General features: G+C 60.7%; 14 protein-coding genes and 1 other RNA gene. 7 read left to right on the forward strand and 8 right to left on the reverse strand.

Annotated features, from left to right (window positions below; genetic code table 11):
- Positions 1–2: 2 nt before the first annotated feature.
- From GBCGDNIH1_RS14605 to GBCGDNIH1_RS14640, 8 genes are all read right to left on the reverse strand, one after another.
- On the reverse strand, positions 3–932 hold the full coding sequence (locus GBCGDNIH1_RS14605; protein WP_011631144.1) for a cell division protein FtsL: 930 nt from the start codon (positions 930–932) through the stop codon (positions 3–5).
- Complete coding sequence (gene rsmH, locus GBCGDNIH1_RS14610; RefSeq protein ID WP_011631145.1) at positions 929–1,933, reverse strand: 16S rRNA (cytosine(1402)-N(4))-methyltransferase RsmH; 1,005 nt, start codon at positions 1,931–1,933, stop codon at positions 929–931. The genes GBCGDNIH1_RS14605 and rsmH overlap by 4 nt, the downstream gene beginning before the upstream one ends.
- A complete protein-coding gene (gene mraZ, locus GBCGDNIH1_RS14615; protein WP_025285991.1) occupies positions 1,930–2,400 on the reverse strand; it encodes a division/cell wall cluster transcriptional repressor MraZ in 471 nt (156 codons plus the stop codon). Before mraZ ends, rsmH begins: the two co-directional genes overlap by 4 nt.
- Positions 2,401–2,791: 391 nt before the next feature.
- Positions 2,792–3,243: RNase P RNA component class A (gene rnpB, locus GBCGDNIH1_RS14620), an RNA gene on the reverse strand.
- 32 nt (positions 3,244–3,275) lie between these two features.
- A complete protein-coding gene (locus GBCGDNIH1_RS14625) occupies positions 3,276–4,028 on the reverse strand; it encodes an N-acetylmuramoyl-L-alanine amidase (RefSeq protein ID WP_011631148.1) in 753 nt (250 codons plus the stop codon).
- A 2-nt stretch (positions 4,029–4,030) separates the two neighbouring features.
- Complete coding sequence (locus GBCGDNIH1_RS14630) at positions 4,031–4,861, reverse strand: TerB family tellurite resistance protein (protein WP_011631149.1); 831 nt, start codon at positions 4,859–4,861, stop codon at positions 4,031–4,033.
- Positions 4,862–4,879: 18 nt separating this feature from the next.
- Positions 4,880–5,431, reverse strand: coding sequence for a YdcF family protein (locus GBCGDNIH1_RS14635; protein ID WP_011631150.1), 552 nt, complete (start codon positions 5,429–5,431; stop codon positions 4,880–4,882).
- Positions 5,432–5,442: 11 nt separating this feature from the next.
- A complete protein-coding gene (locus GBCGDNIH1_RS14640; protein ID WP_011631151.1) occupies positions 5,443–6,681 on the reverse strand; it encodes a class I SAM-dependent methyltransferase in 1,239 nt (412 codons plus the stop codon).
- A gap of 136 nt (positions 6,682–6,817) precedes the next feature.
- Between GBCGDNIH1_RS14640 and GBCGDNIH1_RS14645 the strand changes: the two genes are divergently transcribed.
- From GBCGDNIH1_RS14645 to GBCGDNIH1_RS14675, 7 genes are all read left to right on the forward strand, one after another.
- Positions 6,818–7,396, forward strand: coding sequence for an RNA methyltransferase (locus tag GBCGDNIH1_RS14645; RefSeq protein ID WP_043453524.1), 579 nt, complete (start codon positions 6,818–6,820; stop codon positions 7,394–7,396).
- Positions 7,397–7,493: 97 nt separating this feature from the next.
- Positions 7,494–8,051, forward strand: a complete 558-nt coding sequence (locus GBCGDNIH1_RS14650; RefSeq protein WP_025318186.1) for an invasion associated locus B family protein — start codon at positions 7,494–7,496, stop codon at positions 8,049–8,051.
- Positions 8,048–9,241, forward strand: coding sequence for a 23S rRNA (adenine(2503)-C(2))-methyltransferase RlmN (gene rlmN, locus GBCGDNIH1_RS14655; RefSeq protein WP_011631154.1), 1,194 nt, complete (start codon positions 8,048–8,050; stop codon positions 9,239–9,241). The genes GBCGDNIH1_RS14650 and rlmN overlap by 4 nt, the downstream gene beginning before the upstream one ends.
- Positions 9,242–9,315: 74 nt before the next feature.
- Positions 9,316–10,497, forward strand: coding sequence for an acetyl-CoA C-acetyltransferase (locus GBCGDNIH1_RS14660; RefSeq protein WP_011631155.1), 1,182 nt, complete (start codon positions 9,316–9,318; stop codon positions 10,495–10,497).
- 239 nt (positions 10,498–10,736) lie between these two features.
- The gene (locus GBCGDNIH1_RS14665; protein ID WP_011631156.1) at positions 10,737–13,355 is read left to right on the forward strand and encodes a cation:proton antiporter; all 2,619 of its coding nucleotides are present in this window, start codon (positions 10,737–10,739) and stop codon (positions 13,353–13,355) included.
- A gap of 132 nt (positions 13,356–13,487) precedes the next feature.
- Positions 13,488–14,210, forward strand: coding sequence for an acetoacetyl-CoA reductase (gene phbB, locus GBCGDNIH1_RS14670; protein WP_025318189.1), 723 nt, complete (start codon positions 13,488–13,490; stop codon positions 14,208–14,210).
- A gap of 189 nt (positions 14,211–14,399) precedes the next feature.
- The gene (locus GBCGDNIH1_RS14675; RefSeq protein WP_011631158.1) at positions 14,400–16,061 is read left to right on the forward strand and encodes an OprO/OprP family phosphate-selective porin; all 1,662 of its coding nucleotides are present in this window, start codon (positions 14,400–14,402) and stop codon (positions 16,059–16,061) included.
- The last annotated feature ends 21 nt before the right edge of the window (positions 16,062–16,082 follow it).

Raw genomic sequence — 16,082 nt, forward strand, 5'->3', positions numbered from 1 at the left:
GGTCAATAGCCGCCTCCTACCGGAACCGGAGGAGGCAGGCTGGAGCCCCGGTTCATCCCGAGCGCGGACGCCATCAGCGGGGCAGCGGATGCAACCGGCGCGGCACGGGCCACGACCAGATTGCCGGATAAAGCACCCTTGGCCTGATATCCGCCATTGTTACGCGGTGTGCCATGAGCAGCGGTCTGTAACAGAACCGGTTTGGGGGCGGCGATGGCGGACCGTGCTGAGGGCTGGGCGGGGGATGAGCCAAAGCCTGTGCCGACGGAAGCCGTTACGGTACGCGGCGTCCGGGTGTGGTTCGTGGAAGTCGACTTCAGTTTCATGCCATCATGCGATGCGGCTTTGCTGGCCGTATCCTGGTTCGCCTCTCTGGTCACCGTGCTGTCCATATCGTCCCCGGCATAGGCAGGCGCGGACAGCGAAGCCATGCCACGCGGAGCAATGCCGCTGGCATCCTTATGTGGCTGGGTATGGCCCGGTTCTGCCGGTTCCATAGTGTTGCGGGCCATCTGCGGATGCGGCGTCCGGTCCAGACGTGCCATCGGTACGGCTGTCGGTGCTACGGTCGGGCCGGACGGCACCTGCAGATCGCTCTCTGGCGGCAGCAGGTCAGGCGGTGTGGCGGGCTGGCTGCCCGGCGGCACAACGGCAGGCAAGCGGGCGTTCAGATCGGCAAGGGAGGCAAACTGCGTCGGCGCGGTCGGCTTCAGGTTCAGATAGCGCGTGGCCAGTTCGTTCAGGCGGTCCGGTGTGTTCAGCAGTGCCCATTCCGCTTTCAGCGTGTCGATGCGCGCACGCACCTGGCGGGTATCGCGCTCGATCTCGGTGATCTGGCGATCCAGCATGCGGGTGCGATGTTTGGTCTGATACAGATACAGGCCGGAGATACTCGCGGCGAGCATGCAGATGCAGGTGATGGGGCGAATCATGGCGTCGTCTCCCTGCGCAGGCATTCTATTGCGCGCAGCCGGGCGCTTCGGCTGCGTGGATTGGCGTTCTGCTCGGCTGTGCCGGGACGCACTGCCTTGGATGTGATCAGGCGAAAACGCGGTTCAGTGCGGGCAACCAGGCCACGTGGATCGTAACGGGAAGGGGAAGGGGCATTGCCAGCGGCATCGTTCATGAAACGCTTTACAATACGGTCCTCCAGCGAATGGAAGGACACGATGACCAGCCGTCCGCCCGGTTGCAGCAGGTTGGTTGCCTGCTGCAACGCCCGTTCCAGCTCACCGAGTTCATCATTCACGGCAATCCGAAGCGCCTGAAAGCTGCGGGTCGCCGGATCAATGCCGGAGCGATCAGGCGGCACGACGCAACGGATGATGGAGGCAAGACGACCAGTGGTCGTGATCGGTTCTTCTGCCCGTGCACTGACGATGGCGCGCGCGATCTGGCGGGATTTACGTTCCTCACCCAGTTCATACAGAATATTGGCGATTTCTGCTTCCGGCAGACGTGCGATCAGATCTGCCGCGGACGTGCCTTCCCCTGCCATCCGCATATCCAGCGGGCCATCGGTGCGAAAACTGAAACCGCGGTCCGGATCATCGATCTGGAAGGAAGAAACGCCAATATCCAGCACGATTCCGTCCAGCGCGTTGACACCCCGATCGGTCAGCAGGCTTGCCATCTGGCTGAAATTGCCCTGGATCAGATGCAGCCTGCCTCGATACCGTGCGGCCAACGCTTCGCCGCGGGTAATGGCGGCCGGGTCACGGTCGACGGCCCAGACCGTGCTGTCTTCCGCCGTATCGAGAATGGCGCGGGTATAGCCGCCACCTCCGAACGTGCCATCCAGGAACACGCCGCCCGGAGCAGGAGAAAGGGTTTCCAGTACCTCGTTCAACAGAACCGGGACATGGGTTCCCGTGGAGGAATGGCCGCCGGAATGCCCTGAAGGAGCGGCTGTACGTATGGGAAGGGCGTTCATGCGGCCCCTCCACGTGGTGTGCCGGGCAGGGTCAGCCCGCGTGCGCGGGCACGTTCACGCGCTTCCGCCCGACGGCGCTCTGCGGCGGCAGGCTCCCAGATCTGGAAGGTGCGGCCCAGTCCCATGAACACGACGCTGTCGGTCAGCCCGGCATGGGCGGTCAGGCTGTCGAGCAGGATGATGCGGCCTTCCTTGTCGGCATCGACCGGGAAGGCATCGGCATAAAGGGCTGCCGCAAGATCATCATGAGTTTCGCTGAACATATCCAGTTGATCGAGCGGGGTCGCAAGCGTCTGGAAAACGGGCAGTGGCCAGGCCTCGATGCAGGGATGGGTGTGGGAAGGGCGCAGGATGATCTGTCCATTGCCTTCGCCGAATGCCCTTAAGGCCGCACGGAAGGGGGCAGGGACGGAAACTCGTCCCTTGGCGTCCAACCTGTTCTGGTGGGTGCCAAGAAAGTGGCTCATCCGCCCAGGAACCGCCCCTCGTTGATGCGCACCCGAACCGGACCGGGCGTGCAAGGTTTGTTGTCACAAAGCACCATCCCCTGACCGAATGTCTGAGGTGGCGACCGTCTTACGGATGCTGATGCCCCCGTCCCCATCACTGCGGGCCCCCCGCCTTTTCTGGGATGTCATGGGTTACCATGGGATAATATGGGCGTCAAAAGATATTCTGCGCCAAAACCATGGTGATGGGCTTAAATTCTTATTATTTTCCAGTTTCTTAGCGATATCTCCGGACGCAGGGGGCCATCCTTGCCCCGGCCTTCACGGCTTTGTGCGAAACAGAGAGGGCCTGTTCGGCTCAAAAGACGGCAATCGATTCAACGCGCCGCCCATAGCGATGTGGAAAAGAAGCGCCAGACGGCCTGTAAGCCGGGTTCTGTCCACCCGTTTCCAAAGAAGCGGATGAGACGGCCATTCCTCTGGGACGTACATCGCTGCACGCCTCACGCGACCAACCCGGGCAGCGGAGCGGGAATGCTCCTGCGCCGGCCCATGAAATCCCATGACCTTGCGGTCCTGAGCACACGGGCCTCGCTGGCCGCCCCTATTCGGTCTTGCTCCCGGTGGGGTTTGCCCTGCCACCCCCGTTGCCGGGGGCGCGGTGCGCTTTTACCGCACCGTTTCACCCATGCCCTTCGGATCATGCCGAAGCATGGTGGAAGGGCGGTTTGTTTTCTGTGGCACTATCCCTGGGGTCGCCCCCGCCGGCCGTTAGCCGGCACCGTATTCCCGTGGAGCCCGGACTTTCCTCCAACCCCTCTGCCCGAAAGCGGGAGGGTCAGCGGCCGTCCGACCGTCTGGCAGGGGGTAGGTCGCGCAGCGGACAGGTTCTGTCAACCGTGCGATGTCGCACGGTCTGCCATTTCGTACGCATGGGCGACGGTTGCCAGACGGGCGAGGGTCGCCGCATCCGCGCTTCCATCGGGCCGGTCAGGCAGGAAACGTCGTTGAAAGGCGCGTAATACCATGTCCAGCGGAAGATCGGTCCGGTAGCCGATGCGGCGCAGAAAATCCCATGGATCGTTCTCCTGCTTCGGCCTGTCCTTCACCGGAGTTGCATCGGGCCAGACGCCGATCCCGTGCTGCGCCAGCCAGCGCCAGTCGAACAACTCGCCTGGATCCTGTTTGCGATCCGGCGCGATATCGCTATGGGCTACGATGTGGGCGGCGGGAATGGAATGCTGCCTGACAATGGCATGCGCCAGCGCCAGGACCGAGCGCATCTGGGCCTCGGGGAAAGCGCGATACCCCCATTCATGGCCGGGATTGACGATCTCGATGCCGACCGAAAAATCATTCAGCCATGATCGCCCCCGCCAGTGGGAAATACCGGCATGCCAGGCCCGGTACTGTTCCCACACGAGTCGCCAGACAGTGCCGTCTTCTTCGACCACATAGTGGGAAGAGACTCGCGCCTCCGGATCGCACAGCCGGTCGATCGCTGCCGCTGCGCTGGTCATGCCGGTATAATGCAGGACCAGCATATCGACCGCTCCCGGTGTTCCAGCCGTGGCAGAGGGTCTTGCATCGTAATTGGGGCTTGGCCGTTCCCGGATGGGTGGCATGGGGAAAGGTTCCACCGGCATGTTTACAATCCTCGCTCCCGCTTGATCCGGTCCCATGCCGCATTGACGACGGCCGCCTGATCGGAGGCTGCCTCGATCTCTGCCGGTGTAGCACCGCGTGCAGCCATGCTGTCGGGGTGAAGATCCCGCATCAGCGTCTTCCAACGCTGCCGCAGCGTCGTATCATCCGCACCGCGGCTGGTTCCCAGTACCGTATAGGGGTCCGGCTCATCCGGGGCGGGGCGGGCTGCTCGGGCTGCGTCCGGATCGCGGGCACGCTCCCACGCAATGTCATTCAGGCGAAAACCCTTCCTGACACGCAGCAGAAATGTATTCTCAGCCTGATTGATCGGCCCGTCAGACCGGGCAATGGCAAAAAGGGCTGACAGCGTGTCTTCCAGACGGCCCTGATCATCCGCAAAGCTTTCCCCCAGTTGGTCAGCGTAGAAAGCAAAGGATTCGCCACTGTCACGGGCCTGATCGAACAGATGACCGACCTGTTTCACAGCTTCCGGCGGGATACGGAACAATTGCCTGAATGTGTCGATTTCCACACGTTTCACCGGCCCGTCTGCCCGGGCCAGCTTGGCCGACAGCACGATGATGGAAAGTGCGTAAAGCTGTTCCTTCTGTCCGAGCAGGGCCGCAATGCGGGCCGGTCCCTGTGTGGAAAGACCACCCAGCACTTGACCGAAAGGCAGTTTGAAACCGTTTATCCCCTCTTTGAACTGCCCTGCTCCCGGCAGGATGCCCTTATCGGCTGCGTGGCCGAGCGCCGCCCCCATCATGGCACCGAACGGACCGCCTACTGCGAAACCGGCCACACTGCCGAGGATTTTACCCCAATAACTCACGTGATTCCGTCCAAGGTTTCAACCGGTGGTGCTGTGACGGGAGCATGTCATCAGCTGATTGAGTCGCCATACAGTCATGAGCATGACGTCGTATGGCCAGGCGAGCCAGTCCCTCAGCCACCATTTCCATTCGCCGGAGGCGCGGAAATCGGGGGCGATCCCGGCGCTTGCGGCAATCCCGGCCAGCCGGAGCAGCGTCACGCAACGCCCCATATGGTAGCGTGAGGTCGCCACGAAAACCGGAGCATGACACGCACCATCCTCCCGCAACAAGGCTGCGACGGCTTTTGCGGAGGAAAGCGTATCCGTGCCGGTCGGTTCCATCAGAATCGCGGCATCCGACACGCCGAGCGTCAGCAGAAGACGACGCATGATTTCCGCTTCGGCAGGCCCATGACGGCCTACGCCGCCTGTTGGCATGAACAGAACGTCCGGTATCGTCTGCCCCAGCGCATGAGCCGCCTCTACCCTGCGCCGGAGCGTCGGGCTTGGAATGCCGCCCGGATGCACAGCGGCACCGAAGATGACGATGCAGGGACGCTGGCCGGGCCGGGGAGAAGGATGGGTCATGCCCGGCCTGATCAGTCCGGTGCCCGCAGAAGGAGGCGGTTGGCACGTTCCAGAGCGTTAAAGGTGGTGCTCCAGACCCGGTCAAAGGCCTCGCCGGAGAAGCGGCTGCCCAGCATATCGCGGACATCCCCAACGCTGTGTGCGCCGTCGATCAGCTTGAGAATTGAAGCTGCCTGTGGCGGCAGGGCCAGCGGCACGGTCAGCCCGTCAAAGGTCAAAGGCAGCACACCATCCGGTCTGATGGCCCGGGCCAGCTCGGGGACGGGCATTTCACGCGCAATCGGAATGGCTGCCGGGTCGAGCGGATCGGCGCGGGCTGGAACCTCCCCTTTGCGAACGCAGTAGACCACATGCGTGCTCATGTTTCCGGCCAGGTTTTCTGCCAGAGCCGCTTTTTCCAGCGGAGTCATGTCGGCCATTCTCGCCCGAAGTTTCGGGTCCGGCAGCCAGACGGAGGGATCGTACCGAAGCGGCTCCATCCAGGCGCGGACTTCCAGACCGGCGTCATCCAGCAGGGCGTGCAGGACTGGCACCGTGTAGGCGCGATCGCGCGGGTTGAGCAGCAGATCGTACAGCCCGGCATCACCGCCCTCGAAATGGTCACCGAAATACAGATTGCGGCGTAGCCATGCCGTCTCCGGCAGATGGCGCATGACCCGTTTTGCGACATCCAGACGCTGGCGAGGCTCTTCCTCCGGCGAGGCGAGGCTGCGGAGGGCATCCTGAAGCATATAGACCCCGGTTCGGCCATGCGGGGCATAAACCATCAGCCCCATCCCGCCCCCGGGGGCAAGGACCGAGGTCAGGGCGCGCAATCCTTCAGCGGGGTCCGGCAGGTGATGCAGCACCCCGCAGCAATCAATGTAATCGAAAGGACCAGGGGCGACGGCTGGCAGATCAAGGATCGAGCCAGCCCTGAAATCGACCGTCAGATTGCGTACCTCCGCCCGCGCCTGCGCGGTCTGGAGGGCGGCCCGGGAACGATCGAGATAGGTCACGCCACCGGGTCGCCCGTCACGCGCCAGATGTGTCGCCAGCATGATCGTGCCGTCTCCGGTGCCGCCCCCGGCCACCAATGCGCGCAGCCCTGCGGAGCGGGGACGGTTGGCCCCGAACACCCAGTAATCAATTTCTTTCAGATGGCTCGGGCTGCCGATGATCAGGCGTTTGGCCTCGTCCCGCGGATCGCGTTGCGGATAGGGAAAAGCTTCGTACTGATCGGCCAGATGGCGGTCGGTGCTGTCATTCATGCATGTGGCATAGCCTGTCTGAAGCCAACCTTGCAGGGGGCTGTTGGAGCATACCGCATCCTGTTATCGGGACTTGCATCGCAGGCTGCAACGCCGCAAAGCCTGACTGGATGACAGCATGGGAGCAAGCGGGCGTATGACGGCACTGTCTTCGCGGGGGTATTTCGGCATCGGAGTGGAGGGTATTTCAAAATCCGCCAATGTCGGCGCGTTATTGCGCACCGCGCACGCCTTCGGAGCGCATTTTTGCTTTTCCATTGCTGCCGGATTTGATGCGCGGGCTGGCAGAAGTGCGGATACTGCCGATACGCCTGCTCATGTGCCGTTTTACCGCTTCGATTCTGTCGAGACGGTGGTGCTGCCCAAAAACTGCGCGCTGGTGGGGGTGGAAATCACCGATGATGCGTCCCTGCTGCCCAGTTTTCGCCATCCGGCCAATGCCGCTTATGTGCTGGGGCCTGAGCGGTCCAGCCTCTCTCCTGCGCTGCTGGAACGTTGTACGCATGTGGTGCGGATACCGACGCGGTTTTCGCTCAACCTGTCGGTGGCGGGAGCCTTGGTGTTGTATGACCGCTTGCTCCAGCATGGGCGTTATGCCGAGCGTCCGGTGATGGCAGGTGGAGCAGCACAGCCTGCCGGACCACGCGGCGGTCATGGCAGTCCGGTTTTTCGGCGTACCGTGCCTGAGTGGATGAAAAACACCGATAAGACATAATTTGGGGTTCCTGACGGGATCCGGGCCTGCTCACCTGCGAGGGTGCATTGAGCACGCAACGCTTGCTCCGCCGGAGCGGGTTCCGTATCTACCTGCAATGTCCCGCGTTTTACCCTGTCTGACCGTCCTTATTTTGGCTGTTGCCGGCTGGATGCCTGCCGTTTCGGCAGCATCGCATCGCCATGGCGCGAAGGCGCGGGCCGATGGTGCGCATGTGCTGGGGCGTTTCGATGACTGGACGGCTGCCACACATATCGAAGCCGGGGAAACGGTTTGCTACGCCTTTACCTACGCCCATACTTCCGATCCAAAATTGTCGGGGCGTTCCCGTGTCGTACTGACCGTGACTGAACGGGCGAAGGACCGCGATGCCGTCGCGATCAGCGCCGGATATGCTTATCCCCCCAATGCCACAGTGCATGTGACGGTGGATGGGCATGTGACAGTGGATGGGACAGCCTTCGATTTCTATACCGCCCAGCGATCCGCCTTTGCGCGTCAAGGCAACGAGGCGGTGGCGGCATTCCGTAATGGCAGGCAGGCCGTGGCGCGTGGTCCCGGTCCCCGTCAACAGACGGAGGTTGCCGACACGTTCAGTCTGCGCGGTTTTTCCGCTGCTTACGCCACTATTCTGAAAGCCTGTCCGTCATCATGACCTCCGCTTCCCAGGCTGCTCCTGTCGCCCTTCCTGTGATGCCGGATGCGGAAGATGCCCGCATCATGGCGAAGGCTGCCCTGTTCGCTCCGCCGCCATCCGTCATGGAGGACGGGCGCAAGGATCTGGTCGGTCTGTCGCGGGAGCAATTGACGGAAGCACTGGCGGAGATCGGTTTTCCGGCTTTTCGGGCCAAGCAGCTCTGGCACTGGATCTATCATCGCGGTGAGACCGATTTCCGGGTCATGTCCAGCATCGCCAAGCCCCAGCAGGAGACACTGGCCGAGCGTTTCGTCATCAGCCGCCCGGCGGTCACCGAGTGTCTGACCAGCGTGGATGAGACCCGCAAATGGCTGTTCCGTTTCCGCGACGGGCAGGAAGCGGAGACGGTTTACATCCCCGATCCGGTCGAGGACCGTGGGGCGGTGTGCATTTCCTCGCAGGTGGGTTGCACGCTGTCCTGCCGCTTCTGTCATACCGGCACGCAGCCTCTGGTGCGTAATCTCGGCCCGGCGGAAATTGTCGGTCAGTTCATGGCCGCCCGTGATGCCTACGGTGAGTGGCCCAGCCCGAAAGGGGAGACGCCGCGGCTGCTATCCACCATCGTGTTGATGGGCATGGGCGAGCCGCTCTATAATTACGAAAACGTGAAGCAGGCGATGCGCATCGTGATGGATGGCGACGGCATCGCCCTGTCACGCCGCCGTATCACTTTGTCTACCAGCGGTGTGGTGCCGATGATGGATCGCTGCGGGACCGAACTGGCGGTTAATCTGGCCATTTCCCTGCACGCCGTTACTGATGAATTGCGGGACGAACTGGTGCCCCTGAATCGTAAATATCCGATCAGGGAGCTGATTGCCGCCTGTCGCCGTTATCCGGCTGCGAGTAATGCGCGCCGTATCACCTTTGAATACATCATGCTGGATGGCATCAATGACAGTGAGGCCGAAGCACGCGAGCTGGTGCGTCTGATCGCGGGCATTCCCGCGAAGGTGAATTTGATCCCCTTCAACCCATGGCCGGGCAGCCAGTATACGCCGAGCCGTCCGAAAGCGTTGGAACGATTCTCCCGGATCGTGATGGAGGCGGGCTTTGCTTCCCCCATTCGCACACCGCGTGGCCGGGATATTCTGGCCGCCTGCGGGCAGTTGCGGACGGAAAGCAGGAAAGAGCGCCGGATCGACTGATGACTTGCCCGTGCCGACCCCTGTAAAATAAAATAATAAAAACGAAACAATAAAGCTGGGGAAGAAAGCCGATCATGGAGCAGCCCGTTATCCTGAGCGCGGCCCGGACCGCCATTGGCCGCTTCGGGGGCGGCCTGTCCTCTGTTCCCGCCCATCAACTGGGGTCGGTTGCGATCAAGGCGGCGCTGGAACGCTGTGGCGTGGCGCCGGAGGATGTGGAGGAAGTCATTCTCGGGCAGGTGCTGACGGCGGGGCAGGGGCAGAATCCTGCGCGTCAGGCGGCGATCGCTGCCGGTATTCCGGTTGAACATACCGCCTTTGGTGTCAATCAGGTCTGTGGCTCCGGCTTGCGGGCGGTGATGCTGGCAGCGCAGCAGGTCATGACTGGCCATGCCCGACTGATGGTGGCGGGTGGTCAGGAAAACATGAGTCTGGCCCCTCACATCGCCCATCTGCGGAACGGAACCCGGTTCGGTGACATTCAGCTTGTCGATACGATGATACGGGACGGTCTGTGGGATGTGTTCAACGGCTATCACATGGGCATCACGGCGGAGAACGTAGCATCGGCCCACGGGATCAGCCGTGAGAGGCAGGATCTCTTTGCTCTGGAAAGTCATGGCCGGGCGACCCGGGCCATGCAGGCCGGTGTTTTCAGGGAGGAAATCGCCAGCGTGTTCCTGCCCGGTCGTCACGGCACGGTAGAAGTCAACGAAGATGAACATATCCGCCCTGATACCACGCTGGAGGCCCTGGCGGCCTTGCGGCCCGGCTTTTCCGAAACCGGCACCGTGACGGCAGGCAATGCCAGCGGCATCAATGACGGCGCTGCGGCGCTGGTGATTGCCAGTGCGGTGGAGGCGTCCCGCCGGGGATTGCTGCCGCTGGCGCGGATTGTCTCCTTTGCCTCCGCGGGGGTTGATCCGGCCATGATGGGGCTGGGACCGGTTCCTGCCAGCCGCAAGGCGCTTGCGCTGGCCGGATGGCGGGTCGCCGATCTGGATCTGATCGAGGGGAACGAAGCCTTTGCCGCGCAGGCCTGTGCCGTCAACGCCCTGATGGGGTGGGATACCGCCCGGGTCAATGTGAATGGAGGCTCCATCGCGCTCGGGCATCCGATCGGGGCATCCGGTGCCCGTGTGCTGGTGACGTTGCTGCATGAAATGCAGCGCCGTCAGGTTCGGCGAGGTCTCGCCACACTCTGCATCGGCGGCGGCATGGGTGTGGCCATGTGCATCGAGAGACTCCATAGCTGAAGCAGAAGCAGGGTGGACAGAAAGCGATCATTCGTTGAATCTCCCCCTCCCTGTTCGGCGGCCTGTTTTCTGGCAGGCCGGGAATCTGTCAAAAGATTCATTTCTCTGGCCCCGTCAGTGACATTTCTTCACTTTCTTTTGTGAAGAACGTGACGGAAGGTGCTCATGCTTCAGGAAAATCCTGTTGCGCACCATTGAGAGATCAGTTCAGCCGAATACCTTTTCCGTAAGGGAGAACGATGCTCGACCTGCCACATATCCTGCTCGCCATTTCCGGACTTCTTATTGTTGTCAGTGCAATTCAGCCATTGGCGCGGCATCTGGTGATTTCAGATGCGGTGCTGCTGGCCGTGGTTGGGGTGGCGATCGGTGTGGGAGCGACGGTGGTGATGAAAATCGATCATCATACTCCGCTTGATCACGTGGCGAGCACGTTGCTGGCAATTCCTGTCGACAGTGAGGCCTTCCTGTTCGTGTTTCTGCCGCTGCTGGTGTTTCATGGCGGTCTGTCGATTGATGTGCGCGGCATGGTGCATGATGCGGCACCGATCCTGCTGCTGGCCGTGGTGGCCGTGTTTCTGACCACGGCAGCAATCGGATTTGCGCTTTGTCCTTTTGCGCCTGTGCCGCTGATCGTGTGCCTGATGGTGGGCGCCATCGTGGCGACGACCGATCCCAGCGCGGTGGTCGGTGTTTTCCGGGAGATCGGGGCGGATGCGCGGCTGACCCGGCTGGTGGAAGGGGAGGCGCTGCTGAATGATGCGGCCGCGATTTCCCTGTTCACCATGCTGATGACCACTCTGGTCAGGCATCAGGTGCCGTCGGTCATGGGGGCTGCCGCCAATTTCGTACTGGCCTTCATGGGTGGCCTGCTGGTGGGATACGGCTTTGCCCGCATCATGTTGGCCGCAATTCCGCGACTGAACGGGATCATCGCCGCAGAGGTGACATTAACTCTGGCGCTGCCCTATCTGGCCTATATCGTCGGCGACGAATTTCTGCATGTGTCCGGGGTGGTGGCGGCCTCCGTGGCCGGGTTGACCGTCAGTTCCATCGGTCCCTCGACCTTCCGTCCGCAGAGCTGGTCCTTTTTGCAGGATATCTGGAAACAGATCAGTTTCTGGGCCAGTTCCATGGTGTTTATCCTCGCTTCGATGCTGGTCCCTCGCCTGATGATCGGGGTGACCCGATCGGATCTGCTGCTGGTGGCTATCGTGGTGGCGGCCGCCATGGCGGCACGGGCGCTGGTGTTGTTTGGATTGCTGCCGGCTTTGGCCACGTTGAAACTATCCCAGCGTGTACCGGCCAAATTTCAGGTCACGATCCTGTGGGGTGGTCTGCGGGGTGCCATCACACTGGCGCTGGCGCTGTCCGTGACCGAGAACTCCTTCATTTCTACTGATGTGAAGCGGATGGTTGCCATTCTGGCTACCAGCTTTGCCCTGATCACCTTGCTGGTGAATGGCACCACGCTCCGTTATCTGGTGACATGGCTCGGGCTGGATCGGCTGTCTCCGGTCGATCAGGCGCTGCGTAATCAGGTGGTCGCCATCGGTCTTCAGGATGTGCGGGATGCGATCGAGGAACGCGGGCAGGAGTATGGTTTTTCTCCGCAATCTGTTGATCACGTGCTGCGGATCTATAATCGCCGCATTGCCGAGGAAACGGCAGCCAACACCTTCGACACCGCCATTACCGACCGGGAGCGCGTGTTGATTGGTCTGTTGACCTTCGCCAGTCAGGAAAAAGCCACCTTGCTGGAGATGTTCAAGGATCGCGCGATTTCCCGTCATGTGATGGAAAACCTGCTGCGTGCGGCAGAAAGCATGGTGGACGGGGTCCGTTCCGATGGGCGCCTCGGTTATATCCGCGCCGCCCGGCGGCGGCTGCGCCCGACCCTGAAATTCAGGGTCGCCCAGTGGATGCACAAGCATCTGCGCATCAATAAGCCGCTGATGTACCGTATGATGGAGCGGTATGAAATTCTGCTGCTCAGCTATCTGGTGTATCTCACCATGATGCGCTTTATGAAGCGGCGGATGGAGCCGGTGCTGGGTGAGCGCGTGGCCGAGATCGTGTCCGAGATTGTCGGTCGCCGGCGGGAATTGCTGTCCGAGGCGCTTGATACGCTGCGTGTGCAGTATCCCGGCTATGCGGAGGCGCTGGAGACCCGCATGTTGCGGCAGATCGCCCTGCGTCTTGAAGCCAATGAATATGCCGAACTGCACCGGGAATCCCTGATCGGCGAGGAGCTGTATGAGGAATTACAGCGCGATCTCGAAGCGCGGCGTGATCGGCTGGCCCAGCCTCTGCGCTTTAATCTCCAGACGGGGATGGATAACCGCATCCGCGAATTCCCCCTGCTGAATGAATTGCAGCCTGCTGTGCTGCATGACCTGTCGATGAATTTCAGCATGCGTTTTCCAGTGCCGGGAGAGGCGGTGTTCAAGCGTGGAGCGGTTGCCCGATCCGTGTTCTTCATCAGCTCCGGCACGGTGGAGCTGGTTGATGGCAATCATGTCATCACGCTCGGAGCAGGTGATTTCTTCGGTGAGGATGAGGTGCTGAAAGGCGGTCGTCGGCATGCCACGGCGCGTTCACGCAGTTTCGGCCAGTTGCTGGAGCTGAAGGCCGATGTATTCCGTGATCTGGTGGCGGAGCAGCCTGATCTGCAATCCCTCATCGAACGTATTGTCTCCTCCCGTCATCCTCGTTCTATAGTGGAGGAGCCTCAGCTCGTTGAAGAAAAAGCCAGGCATGATGTCACCGGGCGCCCTTTGATCAGCTTTGATCGCAAGCGGCTGGGGGAGAAAGGGCAGCCGGCGAAGGCTTCGGCCCCTTATCCTGCGGCTGAATAGGGTGGAGGCTTGATAATGTCTGCCGCGCCTGGGCTTTCGCGTGACGGCAGCAGATGATTCCCGTTAGGCTTCTGGCTATCGAGAATGGACATCATCAATAATAGCCTCGGAAGAAGGCTGGTTGGGGGAAGTATGGCAAGAGTGGCGCTCGTAACAGGCGGTACCCGGGGCATCGGTGCGTCTATCAGCAAGGCCCTTCAGGCACAGGGTCATCGTGTTTTTGCGAATTATCTTCATAATGATGTGGCGGCACTCGATTTTGCGGAGGAAACCGGAATCGAGACCATCCGCTTTGATGTGGCCGATTACAGTGCCTGCGAGGCCGCCATTGCTGAGATCGGCGCAAGGGCGGGTCGGGTGGAAATTCTGGTGAACAATGCCGGGATCACAAGGGATGGCACCATGGCCCGTATGACGAGGGATATGTGGGATTCGGTGCTGGATACCAATCTCGGGGCCTGTTTCAACCTCTGCAAACTGACTTTTCCCGGCATGAGGGAGGGAGGATTCGGCCGGATCGTGAATATCGGCAGCATTAACGGTCAGGCGGGGCAGTATGGCCAGGTCAACTATGCGGCCGCAAAATCCGGCATTCATGGTTTTACGAAGGCGCTGGCTCAGGAGGGTGCGCGCTATGGCATCACGGTCAATGCCATCGCACCGGGTTATGTCGATACAGAGATGGTCCGTGCTGTTCCTGCCGATGTGTTGGAGAAGATCATAGCCCGTATCCCGGTCGGCCGGCTCGGGCGGGCGGAGGATGTGGCCCGTGGCGTATGCTTCCTGACCGACGAGACAGCAGATTTCATCACTGGCTCCACCCTGTCCATCAATGGCGGTCAGCACATGTATTGATGATAGCAATGCAGCCAGAAAGAAATATTTTGCAACAAAATAGAAATATACATAAATAAACAAGAAACAATAAATAATAGTTTTATATAAAAAGAAATCTTCTTGAAACTGACATAGAAGATTTCTGCTCCTGTTTCTAAACCCCGCCCGATCATCTGATTGAGATGATGGAAGCAGGGGTCTTCTTTAATGGTTTTTTCTATTGCGATGCGTCGTGCCTTGCTGGCAGGCGTCGCCACTGCCTGTATGTCGGCGCCTGCGATGGCGCAGGCTCAGGATTCTTCCGGCCGTATTCAGGAGCTGGAACGCCAGATCCGCGCTGTCCAGATGCAGCAGGCGCGTCAGATACAGCAATTGCAGGCTGAATTGCGCCATATGCGTACGCAGGTGGCAATCCATGCCCAGAAGGTCGAAGTTGCTCATCAGCGGGCTATTGCTGCCGCCACGCAGGCTCATGCGGAGGCCCAGAAGGCGCATCAGGAGGCGCTCGTCGTTCATCACGATGCCGAGCACATTACCGATGCTTTCTCCAGATTGCCGCCTCCGCCGCAGGGGTCGCCGATTGGTGGTCCGGCCTTCACGCAGGTTGAAAAAGGCGCCCCTGGGGTCCGTGTCGGGTTTGAGCGTGGCCGTCCCACTCTGTCGGCCATTGACGGTCGTTACGCCTTCGCCGTCGGTCTGGCGCTGCATTACGATATGGGCGGGTATATCATGCCCGATCCAGCCCCCGGCACGCGCCCGGCGGTGACACGTCTGACCTCATTCGGTACCAATCTGCGCCGTGGGCGTATCCCTTTCATGTTCCGGTATGGAAACGTAACCGCCAATATCACGCCGGAATTCGGCAGCTCGGTGGATGGTGCAGCAGGGCTTTATGAAGCCAACCTGAATTATTCCGGTATTCAGCCCTTTGTGTTCACGTTGGGTTACTTCCAGCCGCGGGTGACGCTGGAAGATTCCACCAGCTCCAACGAATTCCTGTTCCTGGAGCGCCCGTCTATTGTTGATATAGCCCGTAATATTGCTGCCGGTGATGCGCGTGCGACGGCGGGTGGCAAAGCCAATGGCAAGCGTTGGTATGCTGCACTGTATGGCACGGGTTCGAGCTATGGCTCCCAGATGACCGAAACCCTCAGCGGCAACCAGACGGGTGGTGTCGTGCGTGTGGCAACCCGGCCGATCGCCGCCAAAGATGTTGATATGCATGTCGGCTTTTCGGCCAGCAAGGCGTTCAACCTTGATGATGTGAATGGCAACACGACGCTTCGTCTGCGTGATCGACCGGAAGTCCGTATTGCCAATATCCGCTTGATCGACACGGGTAGTCTGTCCGCGACCAGTGCTTATGAATACGGACCTGAATTTGGTTTCCGCTATAAAAACCTGCTGATCCAGGGTGAATGGATTGCAATCGGAGTGGATCAGAAACCTTCAGGTACTCTGCCGAGACCGTCGCTTGGCTTTGGCGGTGGTTATGCCTCGATCAGCTATGTGCTGACGGGTGAGGTGCGGCAGTACGATCCCAGTGCAGCGGCCTTCCGTGGCCCCAGCCCGGTGCATAATTTTGATCCGTCGCATGGGCATTGGGGCGCGTTCGAACTGGTTGCACGCTACAGCATTGCCGATCTCAACAGCAATGTGACGCCGGGGATTGCGGCTTCCGTCACGGGCGGTACCTATGGTGGGCGTCAGGCGGTGTTTGCGGCAGGTGTCAATTGGTATCTGAACCGGCATTTCCGCTTCATGCTTGATTATAACTACATTGATGTTGATCGGATGAACTCCGCGGGCAAGGTTCAGATCGGCCAGACCCTGCATTCAATCGTCGGACGGGCACAGGCTGCGTTCTGACACGATCGGCAATGTTCTGCT

The sequence above is a fragment of the Granulibacter bethesdensis CGDNIH1 genome (assembly GCF_000014285.2).
GTDB classification, from domain to species: Bacteria; Pseudomonadota; Alphaproteobacteria; order Acetobacterales; family Acetobacteraceae; genus Granulibacter; species Granulibacter bethesdensis.

What these genes read in the sequence shown, in the direction of transcription:
- GBCGDNIH1_RS14605 (WP_011631144.1), bottom strand. Translation starts at nt 932, where the DNA reads ATGATTCGCCCCATCACCTGCATCTGCATGCTCGCCGCGAGTATCTCC.
- rsmH (WP_011631145.1), bottom strand. Translation starts at nt 1,933, where the DNA reads ATGAACGCCCTTCCCATACGTACAGCCGCTCCTTCAGGGCATTCCGGC.
- mraZ (WP_025285991.1), bottom strand. Translation starts at nt 2,400, where the DNA reads ATGAGCCACTTTCTTGGCACCCACCAGAACAGGTTGGACGCCAAGGGA.
- GBCGDNIH1_RS14625 (WP_011631148.1), bottom strand. Translation starts at nt 4,028, where the DNA reads ATGCCGGTGGAACCTTTCCCCATGCCACCCATCCGGGAACGGCCAAGC.
- GBCGDNIH1_RS14635 (WP_011631150.1), bottom strand. Translation starts at nt 5,431, where the DNA reads ATGACCCATCCTTCTCCCCGGCCCGGCCAGCGTCCCTGCATCGTCATC.
- GBCGDNIH1_RS14640 (WP_011631151.1), bottom strand. Translation starts at nt 6,681, where the DNA reads ATGAATGACAGCACCGACCGCCATCTGGCCGATCAGTACGAAGCTTTT.
- GBCGDNIH1_RS14645 (WP_043453524.1), top strand. Translation starts at nt 6,818, where the DNA reads ATGACGGCACTGTCTTCGCGGGGGTATTTCGGCATCGGAGTGGAGGGT.
- GBCGDNIH1_RS14650 (WP_025318186.1), top strand. Translation starts at nt 7,494, where the DNA reads ATGTCCCGCGTTTTACCCTGTCTGACCGTCCTTATTTTGGCTGTTGCC.
- rlmN (WP_011631154.1), top strand. Translation starts at nt 8,048, where the DNA reads ATGACCTCCGCTTCCCAGGCTGCTCCTGTCGCCCTTCCTGTGATGCCG.
- GBCGDNIH1_RS14660 (WP_011631155.1), top strand. Translation starts at nt 9,316, where the DNA reads ATGGAGCAGCCCGTTATCCTGAGCGCGGCCCGGACCGCCATTGGCCGC.
- GBCGDNIH1_RS14665 (WP_011631156.1), top strand. Translation starts at nt 10,737, where the DNA reads ATGCTCGACCTGCCACATATCCTGCTCGCCATTTCCGGACTTCTTATT.
- phbB (WP_025318189.1), top strand. Translation starts at nt 13,488, where the DNA reads ATGGCAAGAGTGGCGCTCGTAACAGGCGGTACCCGGGGCATCGGTGCG.
- GBCGDNIH1_RS14675 (WP_011631158.1), top strand. Translation starts at nt 14,400, where the DNA reads ATGGTTTTTTCTATTGCGATGCGTCGTGCCTTGCTGGCAGGCGTCGCC.